This window comes from Leptotrichia hongkongensis (genome assembly GCF_007990635.1).
GTDB lineage: Bacteria > Fusobacteriota > Fusobacteriia > Fusobacteriales > Leptotrichiaceae > Leptotrichia > Leptotrichia hongkongensis.
Genome location: NZ_AP019846.1, coordinates 361,794 through 375,617, shown reverse-complemented (window position 1 = coordinate 375,617; position 13,824 = coordinate 361,794). Strand labels below are relative to the sequence as shown.

Genomic DNA, 13,824 nt, shown 5'->3' with positions numbered 1-13,824 from the left:
TTTTAATAAATTTTCCAAAAAAATAGGCAATTTATCTTAATATTCACAATTAAGATGCCTTGCCTAATTATACCAAATAATTTTATAGTTTACAATTTTTTATTTAACTTATTTCTTCATCGCTTGAACTTGTTTTAAAACTTCTGCTGCTCCACTTACCTTGTTATTTACAGCTTCTTGTAAAATTTTGATTGCTTCTTCTTTTCTACCTTGTCCTGCATAAACTTGTCCTAAAATAACTTTTGCAGAATTATCTTTATTTTCATTTATTGCTTTTTGTAAATATTTTTCAGCTAATCCTGGTGCTCCAATACTTCCAAAATAAATTCCAATTTGTTTATTAGTGTCTTTTGGTACAGCTGATTTTATTTGATTGTATAATGGAGTTATTTTTGCTGTATTGCTTTGTGCTTCATAAATTCCTAATAATAAAATTTTTGCACTTACATTTTTAGGCTCTACTGCTATTGTTTTTGTTAAGAATTCTTCTGCTTTCTTAGGGTTATTTTGTTGTAAATAGTAAGTTCCCAACATTCCTAAGATTTGTCCATTTTTACCTTGCGAAGCTGTATTCATTTCTAATAAATATTTTTCAGCTTGTGCTGGATTCTTTTCATTCATAGCAATTTCAGCTAGCAAGATTCCCGCTCCATTTACACGATCTTTTGCTCCAGTGTATGCTTTTTGTAAATATGATTTAGCTTGTGCATTGTTATTTTTTGTTAAATAATATTGTCCAATGTTGTAATTTACTTCAGCTACAAAATCTTTATTTGAAGATTGTACTGCTTTATTGTATCTTGCTGTTCCTTTTGATTGTTCGTTATTATCAAAATAGAAAATAATTAAACTTGATGCTATATCAGCATTACTTCCACCAGATTTTTCATCTGTCCAAAGAATGTATTTTTCAGCTTCAGCTTTATTTTTTTGTTGAATTCCCACTAAGTAAAGTAATCTTGCAGCTTCAACAGCTTCTGCATTTGTAGATTGACCATTTCCCCAAGCAGCTTGTAAATAAGGTTTTGCTTGAGCCACTTTATTTTCTTGCAAATAATATGCTCCTAATTCAAGATTAGCTTTTTGTGCATAAGCAGCATCTGTTCCTTTAGCAACTCCTTCCAATACCTTTACTGCTTCAGCTACTTTTTTCTCTCCTGCTAGTTTTACTGCTTTTTCATAATCTGATTTTCCATCAGCAAATGAAATTGCCCCTGTTACTAAAATAGCTCCTATTAGTAATATTTTTTTCATTTTTCCTCCTAAAATAATTTGAATTTATCCTTTTATTTAAATGTACACATTTATTTCACAAATTTATTTTATCATTTTTAAATTTGATTTTACTTATAAAGTTGCGTAAATAATTCTAAGAATTGCTTTTTTATTCATCTTTTCATAAAAAAGCACTAAATATTTCTCAAAGCATCAACTAATTCTGTTTTTGAAGCAGTCTTTGCATCTACACCTTTTATGATTCTAGCAGGCGTTCCAGCTACAACAACACCTTCTGGCACGTTTTCTGTAACAATCGCTCCAGCTGCAACAACCGAACCTTTTCCTACTCTTACACCTTCCAGTACAACAGCATTTGCTCCAATAACTACATCGTCTTCAATAACTACTGGATCTGCTGAAGGCGGCTCAATAACTCCTGCAAGTACGGCTCCTGCACCAATGTGACAATTTTTACCAACTTTTGCACGTCCACCAAGTACAACGTTCATATCAATCATTGTTCCTTCACCAATTTCAGCACCGATATTTATAACAGCTCCCATCATTATAACAGCTCTGTCTCCAATGGTTACTTTATCACGAATAAACACTCCTGGCTCAATTCTTGCATTAATATTTTTAATATCAAGCATAGGAACACCAGAATTTCTCCTATCATTTTTCAGATAATAATTAGTAAGATTATTTTCACTAATAATTTTTTCAATTTCTTCCCAATCTCCAAAAACTATCTTTAAGCCTTCTTTTCCTATTACTTTACAAGAATAAGCATTTTTTATCTCTTCATCTGTATAAAGTTCCACAGGTGTTGTCTTCTTGGCATCAGCAATATATTGAATAATCGCCTTTGATTTTTCCAATTCAGTCATTCTATTCCTCCAGTTTTATTTTTACATATTATGATTTTCTAATCATTGTATTTTCCGTATTTTAGCATTTTTTTCTGATTTTTACAACTGTAATTTGTTTTTTAATTTTTTATTTTGATTAAATATAATTCATTTTCAATATATAAATAACGGAATTTAAATTTTATATTAAACATTTGTTTCCGATAATATTTTAAAAATATACTCAAACCTATTTAAAATTAAACTACTAAAAATTATATAATTTAGGTTTTGAGTAAAATAGTCATAGCCTTTTGAGTTTAGTTTTAAAGCAATTTTACTATATGATAGGTATATTTTTTTACTATTGGTTTTTTCTTAAAAAATTATAATCTTTATTTTGAAATAGAAATAAATTGACAAAAATAGATAAAAAATGTTACTATAAATTCAGGTTTTGGAGTTAATCGCTTGAAAATTTATTTTTAAGAGGAAAGTCTGGACTTTGCAGGGCAAGGGAGGCAGCTAACGGCTGCTGGGAGAAATCTTAAGGAAAGTGCCACAGAAAAGAAACCGCCTGTCTTTTTCAGGTAAGGGTGAAAAGGTAGTGTAAGAGACTACCAGTAATTTAAGAGATTAAATTAGCTAGGTAAACCCCTCCCAAAGCAAGAGCAAGCAGAAAGTTATTAAGAGGCGGCCCGTCTTGACTTGATTGGTAGCTCGCTAAAATCCATAAGCAATTATTGATTTAGATAAATGATTAACAAATACAGAATCCGGCTTATACCAAGGCCTACCTAGACTCAGAAATTTTCTGAGTTTTTCTTTTTTATAAAATATATACTATTCTTTAATTTAAATAGCAAATGTTTAATAATTTTTAAATTACACAATATATTATCAAAAAAGTAAAATTTATTATCTTTAACATAGTTTATATTTTCTAATAAGATTTATTATTAAATTATTTTATGTAACAACAGTTTTTACTATATTTTTTTTAAGGATTACTCATTGTTGCAAATCCTTATCTTAATAATAAATGTCTATCCTGATAATTAAAATTGCAGTAATCTTACTACAAATTTAAAAAATATGAAAACTCTCATTTTACTTTAATGTTTTGATAATATCATATTTTTGAAAATAAAATATATAAAAAATAAAAGGAGATGATTACTCATGAATCAGATAAATGGAAAAAGAGCAATATTGGAAAATGGAATTTTGAGAAAAGAAGTAAAATTTGGATTTTCAAAAGCGGCATTTTTTCTAGGATTTATATATCCTTTAATTAAAGGAGATTATATGATTGCTGGAATTGCTTTCATTGTAATTGGTACAGCTGGGCTGATATTTTTCCCATTAATATTTATTTTATCAGCTATATTTGGTCTTAAATATAATGAAATGCATGTCAAAAAACTTATTAAACAAGGATGGTATCCGTTTACAGAAGAAGATGCACAGGTTTTGAGAATGAATGGAATTTTATTCAATGATACAAATAATTCTTTTAGAAGTAATGGAGAAAGAATGATGAAAGAAGCTGAAAATTGGGAAACACAGCAACCAGGAAAAACTGAAGCTATCGAATTTAAGGAAGCTAAGAATAATAGTAATTTTCGTGATATGAATAACAATAGTATTGACAATGTAAATACTAACAATTCTTATAATAATCCAAGTAATCCTGAAACGAATTATAAAAATCGTACACTTCAGAAATTTGTGGCAAGATTAATCGGTGGTGGACTTGTTTCGCTTGTTCTAGGTGTTTTTACGGCAAATATTATTTTAATTCTTTTAGGAGCAGGATTGACAGGTGGAGGATCATTTTTAGCTGCCAAAAATAAGGATAAGATAAAATGGAAATAATGGAATATTTAATTAAATCTAGTAATTATAAAATCTTTATAAAAAGATTTTTTCTTCTTTCTCTGTTTTTGTCGGTATTTATAAGGTATAATAAAAGTGAATTATTTGTAGAAAGTAATCAAAATTGTGAAAAAACAACAAAAATAGAACAATTAAAATTATTTTGTGAAAAAAATCAATGTACACTAATGGAAACGGAAGAGAGTGAAAGATAATGAGATTATTAGTTGTAGAAGACGAAAAGAAATTAAATGACCTTATTACAAAAAAGCTGGAAAAGGAATATTATGGCGTTGATAGCTGTTTTGATGGAGAAGAAGCAGTCAGATACGTGGAAGGAACTGAATATGATGCAATAATTCTAGATATTATGCTTCCAAAACTTGATGGATTTGAAGTGATTAAAAGAATAAGGGCAAAGAAAAATAAAGTTCCGATATTACTTTTAACAGCAAGAGACAATATAGATGATAAAGTTAAAGGACTAGATTACGGTGCAGATGACTATCTTGTGAAACCTTTTATCTTTGAAGAACTTATGGCTCGTATCCGTGTGCTTTTAAGACGCAATTCTGGAAATGCCGACAATGTAATTACAATAGCCAATCTTAAAGTCGACCTTGATGCCAAGACTGTTTTTAGAGATGATTTATTAATAAAACTATCAGGTAGAGAATATTCAATTTTGGAATATCTAATACGAAATAAAGGAAAAATTTTATCAAGAGAAAGAATAGAAGACCATATCTGGAATTATGACTATGAAGGTGGAACTAATGTAATAGACGTATATATCAGATATTTGAGGAAAAAGATTGATGACAGCTATACTCCAAAACTTATTCACACAGTTCGTGGACTCGGTTATGTATTGAGGATTGATAATGAGAATGAATAAATTTTCTATAAAATCTAAAATAGCTTTCTGGTACATTGGTCTTATGATAAGCCTTATAATCATATTTCTTACAACAATAATCTATATCAGCGAAAATCTTATACGGGCAAACGCTTACAAAAATTTAAAAAGCTCCGTAATTTCAGCATTCGATGAAATTGAAGTTTATGATGGCGAACTTACTATTGATAATGATTTTATTATTTTTAATAATAATGTTCATTTATCAGTTTATAATGACGAAACAGGGTTTATTTATGGAGACATTCCACTAGATTTTGAATACGATGAAACTTTTTCTGATAAAAATGATGTGAGAATTATAAAACATAAAAATAAAAAATGGTATATTTTTGATAGCAAAAAGAATTTTCAAGATTATGGTATTGTTCATATTCGAGGAATCACTCCTGCGACAGAAGCTGAAAATATTATTGAAACAATTGTTTTAATTTCTCTGATTGTATTACCATTTTTCTTATTATTCTCCGCAATAAGCGGATACTTTATAACAAAGAAGGCATTTAGGCCAATAGAAAAAATAAGGGAGGCAGCAGAAAAAATAAATGAGGGAAACAATTTGACACAAAGAATTAACATTGGAGAAGGAAATGATGAAATTTACACTTTGGCAAATACATTTGATACAATGTTTGATAGACTACAAAACTCCTTTGAAAGAGAAGCACAGTTTACATCTGATGTTTCACACGAATTACGGACGCCTGTGTCAATCATAATTTCCGAATGTGAATATGGACTTGAAAATCTAAATTCAATAGAAAATGCAAAAAATACAATTTCTTCTGTACTAGATGAAACTAAAAAGATGTCAAAACTAATCTCACAGCTTTTGACTTTATCGAGAATGGACAGAGGAAATCAGAAACTTAATTTTGATAAAATAAATATAAGTGAAATGACACATCTTATTGCTGACAGCCAGCAACATAGTGCAGACAATAAAAATATAAAAATTTATTCTGAAATAGAGGAAGATATTTTTATTGTTGGTGATGAGACAATGATTATGAGAGTCTTTGTAAATTTAATTTCAAATGCAATTAACTATGGTCGTGAAAACGGTAATATATGGATAAAATTAACACAGGATAAAGATTTTGCAATCTGTAAAATTATTGATGATGGAATTGGTATTGAAAAAGAAAATATACCTAAAATATGGGGACGATTTTATCAGGTGGAAAGTTCCAGATCAACAGAAAATCTAGGACTTGGTTTATCAATGGTAAAATGGATTATAGAGGCACACAAAGGAGAAATTGCTGTAGAAAGTGAAATTGGAAAAGGAAGTTCGTTTATATTTAGGCTGAAAAAGGAGGAATAATGAAAAATAATTTTTTAAAAACATTACTTATTTCATTTTTTATTATAGTAACAGGAGCTTTTGCAAATGGAAATTCACCTAAAAAGGCTAAAACTGTAAGAGTTTTTAATGTCGATGTAAAAATTTCGATTGAACAGGCAAAACAACTTGCATTGAATCATTCAAAAGTGGCAAAAAATATGGCAAAAATGACTAAAATTCGTTTGGATAAAGAAAATAGAAAATTCATTTATGAAATAGAATTTTATACAGAACGGAAAAAATACAAATATAACATTGACGCTAATACAGGAAAAGTTCTGAGTTACAGTGAAAAAGAACGAATATCCGCTTCAACAACAATAAGAGATAATGGTAAAATTATCAATACAAATGGCAGTGATACAGAAATAAGAAAAACACCAAAATATATTGGAATGGAAAAAGCAAAAGAAATAGCGGTTGCACGGATTACTGGTGCGAAAAAAATCAATGTTACAAATATTCAGCTAGATAGTGAAAAAGGAAGAAAAATTTATGAAGGAAGAATTGTGTATAAAAATACAGAATATAAATTCGACATTGATGCTATAACAGGTGAAGTAATAACTTGGGAAGTAAATGAAAATTAGTAAGATAAATATCCTCTAAAGTTTAATAATAGACTAAAGAGGATATTTTTTTGAGATTTTATTTGTGAAAATTTCTTTTCTATTATATAATATACTCAAACCTATTTTAAATTAAACTGCTAAAACTTATAAATTTAAGGTTTGAGTAAAGTAGTCATAACTTTTGAGTTTGGTTTTAAATAAGTTTTACTATACATTTGAATAACTTTTCATTCTATCTTGTATTATATGAAAGGAAATAAAATGAAAAAAATAATTATTATACTAGCACTTATATTTTCTAGTTTAAGTTTTTCTACAGAACAGACTGAAAGAATTATGTGCTATATTCCTAAAGAGCTAAAAACAAATAGTAAGGCAAGATTAATTTATGAAGATACAGAAAAATATAAAGATGAGGAAATACCAGCTGATGTTGCAAATCCTGAAATTGTTAAAGCATTAAAAGAAAGAAGGCTCGTAGTATTTCAGATGAAATGTAAATATGATGGTGATATGTACCGTTATATAACTGCTTCAGACTATGCAGTCGAATATCTTACAAAACAGACAATCAATAAAGAAGAAGGAAACTATTATTTACTGGAACTTCCAACAAATAAGGCACTCGCTTTTCAAGATATGCTATTCATTGGAGATTTTATAGATAATTCAATCAGCACAAATGATGAACTTTTTCAAATTCTCTATCTGATAAATGTTCAGTTTTTAGAAATAAGACAACAGGAACTGGAAGAGGAAGGCTTCAAAGTGGTTTACTAAATTTTCTCTATTGTTTTATTTTTACAGGGATTATTTATTCTTAGTATCCCTGCATCTATTCTGATTTATAGCTATTTAACAAAAAATCACAACCGAATTAACGATTGTGATTATATTTTTAAATTTTTTATATTCTCTATATCTTTAAATCCTATTTGTTTTAAGATTCTCATATCTCTTTTATATAATCTTAAATTTCTATCTTCATAAAATCTAAAAACAATATCTTCAAATCTTATATTTTCTATGTATTTATTTTCAAAAAAGAAAGGGAACAAGGCTTCTTTCAGCTTGTAATAATTTATAAAAACCAGTTTCTCTAATGCTTTTTTCTCATTTTTAATAATCATTCCACGTTTTTTAAAAAGTTATAACTGTTCAATAATTTCTAAATACTCCTTACTCATAATTACTCCTATAATAAATAAAAGCCTATACCAACTATAAAAAGTTTGTAGAGAGTTTGATATGTTCAATTCTACCCTATTTTTATATAAATATCAATAAAATATTAAAAAAATCGAAATCATATTACAAATTTTATTATCAAAAAATAAAATGAACGACAATGCATATTTACTGTCTTCACTCATATTCCTTGCAATATAATTTTATCTCTTTGAAAAAAGTAAAAATTCTCATTTTATTTTAATCTATATTACATATCATAAAATTGAAAAATGACTAATTAATTAGCGTTTGAATAAGGAGGAAAAATGAAAAAAATATTTTTTGCAAGCCTGTATTTTATTCATCTGCTCTGTTTTAATATTCTGGTACTATTTTTTCTACCTGTATTAGTATTAGAAGTATCAGTTTTAAGTAATTTGAAAATGATTGGAGGTATATATTCGAAAAATCTTATATTAATTTTGCTTAATATATTTTTATCATATTTTTATGCAAAAGTAGGAATTGGAAAAAAGGCTTTGATAATTTTAACAATAATTGGTGTAATATTAAAAATACTAATATTTTTAATATCGTATAAATATTTAGTTTCATCAGCAGGAGATGAAGAATTTTTACCAACTTATTATGCTTATTTTGCCATAGGTTTATTGGATGTAATATTTCTTGTGGGCCTTGGTGTAAATTTATTGATAGGAAGGAGAAAACAGTATGATAAAAATTAAAAAATTGACAGGATTTATAATTTTTCTACTTTTTGGAATAATATTTATTTCCTGTGGAAAACCTTTAAAAAAAGACATAATAGACAAGGGATATATATTAGAAGTAGGTGTATCCAATGAGATTGACAGGGAATTTGCTGAAAAAATAGAGCATTCTCCCACTTATACTATTTTCAAAGCGACTGAATATAAGGACAGTAATATTATGGTGCAGAATCTCAAAAATGGAATAGTTAAAGCAATCCTTTCGCCTATGCTGTCGTTAGGAAATTCTGATTACGGCTATTATCCTGTCTATGTGGATAACAAAAATTATGAAACTGTATATCTCATATACAGAAAGGATATTCCCGATTTTTTGAAAAACAGCTTTGAAAAAGGGGACGGCTTTATGTTAAATAATATGGAAAAATATTCTAAAGAAAAATATAAAGACAGATTTTCATTTTTTAGTAATATTAAAGATTTTGAGAAAAAAATAATGGCTAATGAATGGACACTTATGAATATTGCAGGACTTGAACTTAAAAACAGTGAAATTTCAATAAAACTTGATAAAGGAAATGTTGTCATAACAGGAAAAAACGGGAAAAAATATTCGGGAAAATATTTCCTGAAAAATCACAGAATTTCTTTTGAAATAGATAATTTGAGTAATCTGCTGAAAAAAGGAAGCGGACTGAACGACAGGGATAAAGATTTTTTAGATGATTTAAGCAATGCCGATGTAATAACGCTTATGGATAACGAGCAAATTCTTTATATCGGAGTTCCTGAGAGTAATCTCATATTTAAAAAAACATCAAAAAATAAATAGAAAGGAAAAAGCTCTAATGTTCTTTTAATCTAAAAAATATACAGTATAATTAAATAATAGAAATCATAAAAAATAAAATTTTTAGGAGGAATAATTATGAAAATAAATTTAAAAAAACTATTTGTTACAGCAGTTATTGTAGTGGGAATATTTGTATCACAGCCTGCACACGCATTTTATTATGATATGTCAGACAGTTTTAACTATACGAACAATGTGATAAATAGTACAAGAAATTATTTACTTGGTAGTGAAGTAATAAGCCACATTAAAAAAGGAGATTATTCTTCAAAGAAAAAATCAAATTCTAAAAAAACAACTACAAAAACAACGGGAAGTTCAGCAACTTCAACTACAGCCCCAAAAACAACAAAAGCAAATATTACTTTTAAATCGGACGGAAATACAAGAGGACTTGATTATTTTGTTAATAACTATCCGTCAAAACAGAGAGGAGAAGCAAGAACATACCTGAAACAGATGCAGGATTCTTTCCCGCAGGTAGCACGTTCAGTAGGAATACCTACAAATGACCTGTCTTCAGGATTGGCAGCTGCAATAGCAGGAGCATATATGGCATATAACAATGTAAGTCTGAATGATGATTATATGAAACCTATGCAAAATCAGTTAAAAACAGTGCTTCAAGGTGTAGATGACTTTGATAAAATGAGTAACAGTGATAAAAAATACATTTACGATCAATTGGTAATAATAGGAATGAGTTTGGCTGTAAATCAGTCCCAAAACCAGCAAAATCCAAATGCAAAAGTTACTGCCCAATTAAGAAACGCAGGAAAACAGGTGCTTGAAGGACTTCTTGGAGTAAATGCAAGTGAAGTAAAAATCACATCATCAGGGCTTTCTTATTAAAATAAATAATTACAAAAATAAGAAGTTTTATCGTAGTATATAGTAATAATATAAAAATATATAATTTAATTTAGGAGGAATAATTATGAAAATAAATTTAAAAAAACTATTTGTTACAGCAGTTATTGGAGCGGGATTATTTGTATCACAACCTGCACATGCATTTATGGGATACTGGTATGATTATAACAGTGACTGGATTCAGCAGGATATAATGAGAAGAACTTTTGAGAATCATAATAGAGTTTTTGGTAATAATACAAATAACAACAGTTCAAGTGGAAAAAGTTCAAGCTCTAAGAGTACAGGAAGCAGTAAAAGTAAATCATCATCATCCCAAACATCGTCTAAACCAAAACCGGCAAAAAAAGCCAAAATAACTTTTAAATCGGATGGAAGTACAAGAGGACTTGATTATCTTGTTAACAGATACCCTTCAAAACAAAGAGGAGAAGCGAGAACATACCTGAAACAGATGCAGGATTCTTTCCCGCAGGTAGCACGTTCAGTAGGAATACCTACAAATGACCTGTCTTCAGGAATGGTTGCTATATTAGCTGGAGCATATATGGCTTATAATAATGTCAGTTTAAATGACAGTTATATGAAACCTATGGCAAAACAGTTTAAGGAAGCTCTAGAAAGTGTAACTGAGTTTGATAAAATGAGTGATAGTGATAAAAAATATATTTATGACCAAATGGTAATAATAGGAATGACTTTAGCTGTAAATCAGTCCCAAAATCAGCAAAATCCAAATGCAAAAGTTACTGCTCAATTAAGAAGAGCGGGAAAAGAAGTACTTGAGGGAGTTCTTAAAGTAAATGCAAGTAAAGTAAAAATAACATCGTCAGGGCTTGTTTATTAAAATAAATAATTACAAAAATAAGAAGTTTTATAACAGTATGTAGTAATAATGAAAAAAAACAAAAAAATGAAAATATATAATTCAATTTAAGAGGAGAAATTATGAAAGTTAAGCAAATAAAAAAAATATTTTTAACAATAATAGCAGCATTAAGTTTTGGGATTTCAAATCAGGCTTACGGTTTTTTTATTGATTATAATGCACAATGGATGGCTAATCAAGGGCTCAAAAATGCAAGAGAACAGGAAAAAAGAAATAGAGAAAGATATGAGGAAATGTATGGAGAAGACGAATATAATAATTTAATGTCAAAAAAAACATCGTCGAATAAAAAAAATACATCTTCATCGACAAGTGCTAAGACAGTTACTTCTACAAAAAAAGCTAAAATAACATTTAAACCTGATGGAAATACAAAAGGATTAGATGATTTAGTTCTTCAATATCCTTCAAATAAAAGAGCCCAAGTGAAACCTATATTGAAAAAATTACAGGATTCATTCCCGCAAGTAGCACGTTCTGTAGGAATACCTACAAATGATTTATCAACAGGAATGGCAGCTGTTGTAGCAGGAGCATATATGGCTTATAACAATGTCAGCCTTAACGATAATTATATGAAACCTATTGCAAATCAGTTTAAAGAAGCTATGCAAAGTGTTTCTGAATTTGATAAAATGAGTGACAGCCAAAAAAAATATATTTATGACCAAATGGTAATAATAGGGATGACTTTGGCAGTAAATCAGTCTCAAAATCAACAAAATCCAAATGCAAAGACTACAGCTCAATTAAGACAGGCTGGTAAAAAGGTGCTTGAGGGACTTCTTGGAGTAAGTGCAAGCAAAGTGAGAATAACGGCATCAGGGCTTTCTTATTAAAATAATAGAATAGGAGTGAAAATGAATAAAAAAGATATATTTTCTAAAGGGATAAATTCTTTTACACTACATATTCTAGCAATGGCATTTATGGTGGCAGATCATCTGTGGAATATATTTTTTCCTAATCAGATATGGTTAAATGTGCTTGGAAGACTTGCCTTTCCTATTTTTGCCTTTATACTTACGGAAGGATTTTACAGGACTAAAAACAGAAAAAAATATTTAATACGTATCTTTATTTTTGCAGCTATTTCGGAAATTCCGTTCAATTTTTTTGCAAGTCTGGCATTAAGAGGAGAAATAATGGTATTTTATCCATATAACAATGTATTATGGACTTTCGGAATTGCCTTATGCGGAATGAATTTACTGGAAAAAACGGAAAAATCAGAAAATATGAATAAAATAATAAAATTTTTTGCAAAAGCTGCCATAAGCATTTTAACTGTCGCAATTGCACATTTTGCAAGAAGTGATTATTTAGGATATGGAATTGCAATTATTCTGATATTCTATTTTTTCAGGGGGAAAAATTACAGGAATATAATATTTCAGGCTGTATTAATGGTGTTTCTAAACGTATTTATTATGCCTGGACTTGAATTTCCGTTTAACTTTTTTGGAAATGAGATATTTATAAAAACACAGATATTTGCGATATTTTCACTGCCGATAATATGGCTTTACAACGGAAAGCAGGGTATTCATAACAGATTTACAAAATATATGTTTTATTTCTTTTATCCATTACACCTTTTACTAATAGTGGCGATTTATGTTTCTTTTATGATATATCTGATTTCTTTGATAGGTAAGAATTATGGAAATTAAGTCAAGCCAATATTTACAAAGCAAAAGTTTAAGAAGAACTGTTAAGAAAATAAAAAACATAAAAAATTCTGTATCCATTGGGGAAGTGATAAAATTGAAAAAAATTTTAATGATAGCTATGATAGTTTTTGTTGTTTTTAGCTGCAATAAGAAACAGGAACAAAATAAAACAAAAAAAGGTAATAATATTAATACAAGCCAGAGCGATAAAAATAAAACTGAAGAAAATAAAAAGAATTCAGAAAAAGACAGCTCTGAAATAGAAAAGCAGAAAGAAGTTTCATCAGAAGAAGTTATAAAAAAAGCGGAAGAGGAATTTTTAAAGGACAGCAAAAATCTTGAGAAATACCATAATTATGTAACTGTGGCATTTTATCAAAACCGTGAATTTAAAAGAACAAAGGAAATTACAGAAATATTTTTAAAAAATGCTCCTGATTATTCTTATGGTTACAGAGTGATGGCAGATATTCTCTTTTATGAAAAAAAATATGAGGAAAGTGCTGAATATTATGAAAAAGCAATAGGTATTTTAAAACATGGTAAACAGAGTTATGCTGAATATAAGGATATTAAAGTATTAAATAATGTACTTTCAGAGATAATTGAAAAAAATTTGATACAGGCTTACAGATTGTCAGGAAATAATGAAAAAGCAGTAGAAACTTTTATAATTAACCAAAAATTTCTAAAAGAAAACTATAATCCCCTTTTGTATAACATAGCTTTAGAAAATGCCAAAAAGGATAATGAAATGTTAAAATCTACTAATAGTAAAAAATATGAGGAAAACAGGAAAAAATTATCTGATTTAAATTAACAGTAAAATAAAAAAATTACAGGAGGAAA

15 protein-coding genes and 1 other RNA gene are annotated in these 13,824 nt (G+C 28.3%); 13 read left to right on the top strand and 3 right to left on the bottom strand.

The features are described 5' to 3' along the window. Positions 1-108 precede the first annotated feature (108 nt). Positions 109-1,254 (bottom strand): tetratricopeptide repeat protein, encoded by a 1,146-nt coding sequence (locus FVE75_RS01855; protein WP_147004930.1) that lies wholly within the window; start codon positions 1,252-1,254, stop codon positions 109-111. A 155-nt stretch (positions 1,255-1,409) separates the two neighbouring features. Next, on the bottom strand, positions 1,410-2,108 hold the full coding sequence (gene dapD, locus FVE75_RS01850; protein WP_147004929.1) for a 2,3,4,5-tetrahydropyridine-2,6-dicarboxylate N-acetyltransferase: 699 nt from the start codon (positions 2,106-2,108) through the stop codon (positions 1,410-1,412). A 412-nt stretch (positions 2,109-2,520) separates the two neighbouring features. Here dapD and rnpB point away from each other — a divergent pair. From rnpB to FVE75_RS01815, 6 genes are all read left to right on the top strand, one after another. Then, positions 2,521-2,869, top strand: an RNA gene (gene rnpB, locus FVE75_RS01845) — RNase P RNA component class A. Positions 2,870-3,251: 382 nt separating this feature from the next. Further along, positions 3,252-3,947, top strand: a complete 696-nt coding sequence (locus FVE75_RS01840; RefSeq protein WP_147004928.1) for a DUF2628 domain-containing protein — start codon at positions 3,252-3,254, stop codon at positions 3,945-3,947. Positions 3,948-4,161: 214 nt separating this feature from the next. Beyond that, positions 4,162-4,845 carry a response regulator transcription factor gene (locus FVE75_RS01830; protein ID WP_147004926.1) on the top strand — a complete coding sequence of 228 codons (684 nt, stop codon included), beginning with the start codon at positions 4,162-4,164 and terminating at the stop codon, positions 4,843-4,845. After that, the gene (locus FVE75_RS01825) at positions 4,832-6,193 is read left to right on the top strand and encodes a sensor histidine kinase (RefSeq protein ID WP_147004925.1); all 1,362 of its coding nucleotides are present in this window, start codon (positions 4,832-4,834) and stop codon (positions 6,191-6,193) included. Before FVE75_RS01830 ends, FVE75_RS01825 begins: the two co-directional genes overlap by 14 nt. Next, positions 6,193-6,804, top strand: coding sequence for a PepSY domain-containing protein (locus FVE75_RS01820; RefSeq protein WP_147004924.1), 612 nt, complete (start codon positions 6,193-6,195; stop codon positions 6,802-6,804). The genes FVE75_RS01825 and FVE75_RS01820 overlap by 1 nt, the downstream gene beginning before the upstream one ends. A gap of 243 nt (positions 6,805-7,047) precedes the next feature. Further along, positions 7,048-7,566, top strand: coding sequence for a DNA methyltransferase (locus FVE75_RS01815; protein ID WP_147004923.1), 519 nt, complete (start codon positions 7,048-7,050; stop codon positions 7,564-7,566). Between the two features lie 110 nt (positions 7,567-7,676). On the opposite strand, the gene FVE75_RS11045 is transcribed toward FVE75_RS01815, so the two are convergent. Next, positions 7,677-7,916 (bottom strand): hypothetical protein, encoded by a 240-nt coding sequence (locus FVE75_RS11045; RefSeq protein ID WP_197735199.1) that lies wholly within the window; start codon positions 7,914-7,916, stop codon positions 7,677-7,679. 366 nt (positions 7,917-8,282) lie between these two features. Between FVE75_RS11045 and FVE75_RS01805 the strand changes: the two genes are divergently transcribed. The 7 genes from FVE75_RS01805 (at position 8,283) to FVE75_RS01775 (ending at position 13,795) form a co-directional block, all read left to right on the top strand. Further along, positions 8,283-8,702: a flagellar biosynthesis protein FliQ gene (locus FVE75_RS01805; protein WP_147004922.1), complete on the top strand. Its 420-nt coding sequence runs from the start codon at positions 8,283-8,285 to the stop codon at positions 8,700-8,702. Beyond that, entirely contained in the window at positions 8,689-9,519 is an 831-nt protein-coding gene (locus FVE75_RS01800) for an amino acid decarboxylase (protein ID WP_147004921.1), read from the top strand. The genes FVE75_RS01805 and FVE75_RS01800 overlap by 14 nt, the downstream gene beginning before the upstream one ends. A 96-nt stretch (positions 9,520-9,615) precedes the next feature. Beyond that, positions 9,616-10,392, top strand: coding sequence for a DUF6683 family protein (locus FVE75_RS01795; RefSeq protein WP_147004920.1), 777 nt, complete (start codon positions 9,616-9,618; stop codon positions 10,390-10,392). Positions 10,393-10,477: 85 nt separating this feature from the next. After that, the gene (locus FVE75_RS01790) at positions 10,478-11,260 is read left to right on the top strand and encodes a DUF6683 family protein (RefSeq protein WP_147004919.1); all 783 of its coding nucleotides are present in this window, start codon (positions 10,478-10,480) and stop codon (positions 11,258-11,260) included. A 101-nt stretch (positions 11,261-11,361) separates the two neighbouring features. Next, positions 11,362-12,141, top strand: a complete 780-nt coding sequence (locus tag FVE75_RS01785; RefSeq protein ID WP_147004918.1) for a DUF6683 family protein — start codon at positions 11,362-11,364, stop codon at positions 12,139-12,141. Positions 12,142-12,162: 21 nt separating this feature from the next. Further along, positions 12,163-12,975 carry a TraX family protein gene (locus FVE75_RS01780; RefSeq protein ID WP_147004917.1) on the top strand — a complete coding sequence of 271 codons (813 nt, stop codon included), beginning with the start codon at positions 12,163-12,165 and terminating at the stop codon, positions 12,973-12,975. Continuing rightward, on the top strand, positions 12,965-13,795 hold the full coding sequence (locus FVE75_RS01775; protein WP_232052585.1) for a tetratricopeptide repeat protein: 831 nt from the start codon (positions 12,965-12,967) through the stop codon (positions 13,793-13,795). Before FVE75_RS01780 ends, FVE75_RS01775 begins: the two co-directional genes overlap by 11 nt. Positions 13,796-13,824 lie beyond the last annotated feature (29 nt).

What these genes read in the sequence shown, in the direction of transcription:
- FVE75_RS01855 (WP_147004930.1), bottom strand. Translation starts at nt 1,254, where the DNA reads ATGAAAAAAATATTACTAATAGGAGCTATTTTAGTAACAGGGGCAATT.
- dapD (WP_147004929.1), bottom strand. Translation starts at nt 2,108, where the DNA reads ATGACTGAATTGGAAAAATCAAAGGCGATTATTCAATATATTGCTGAT.
- FVE75_RS01840 (WP_147004928.1), top strand. Translation starts at nt 3,252, where the DNA reads ATGAATCAGATAAATGGAAAAAGAGCAATATTGGAAAATGGAATTTTG.
- FVE75_RS01830 (WP_147004926.1), top strand. Translation starts at nt 4,162, where the DNA reads ATGAGATTATTAGTTGTAGAAGACGAAAAGAAATTAAATGACCTTATT.
- FVE75_RS01825 (WP_147004925.1), top strand. Translation starts at nt 4,832, where the DNA reads ATGAGAATGAATAAATTTTCTATAAAATCTAAAATAGCTTTCTGGTAC.
- FVE75_RS01820 (WP_147004924.1), top strand. Translation starts at nt 6,193, where the DNA reads ATGAAAAATAATTTTTTAAAAACATTACTTATTTCATTTTTTATTATA.
- FVE75_RS01815 (WP_147004923.1), top strand. Translation starts at nt 7,048, where the DNA reads ATGAAAAAAATAATTATTATACTAGCACTTATATTTTCTAGTTTAAGT.
- FVE75_RS11045 (WP_197735199.1), bottom strand. Translation starts at nt 7,916, where the DNA reads ATGATTATTAAAAATGAGAAAAAAGCATTAGAGAAACTGGTTTTTATA.
- FVE75_RS01805 (WP_147004922.1), top strand. Translation starts at nt 8,283, where the DNA reads ATGAAAAAAATATTTTTTGCAAGCCTGTATTTTATTCATCTGCTCTGT.
- FVE75_RS01800 (WP_147004921.1), top strand. Translation starts at nt 8,689, where the DNA reads ATGATAAAAATTAAAAAATTGACAGGATTTATAATTTTTCTACTTTTT.
- FVE75_RS01795 (WP_147004920.1), top strand. Translation starts at nt 9,616, where the DNA reads ATGAAAATAAATTTAAAAAAACTATTTGTTACAGCAGTTATTGTAGTG.
- FVE75_RS01790 (WP_147004919.1), top strand. Translation starts at nt 10,478, where the DNA reads ATGAAAATAAATTTAAAAAAACTATTTGTTACAGCAGTTATTGGAGCG.
- FVE75_RS01785 (WP_147004918.1), top strand. Translation starts at nt 11,362, where the DNA reads ATGAAAGTTAAGCAAATAAAAAAAATATTTTTAACAATAATAGCAGCA.
- FVE75_RS01780 (WP_147004917.1), top strand. Translation starts at nt 12,163, where the DNA reads ATGAATAAAAAAGATATATTTTCTAAAGGGATAAATTCTTTTACACTA.
- FVE75_RS01775 (WP_232052585.1), top strand. Translation starts at nt 12,965, where the DNA reads ATGGAAATTAAGTCAAGCCAATATTTACAAAGCAAAAGTTTAAGAAGA.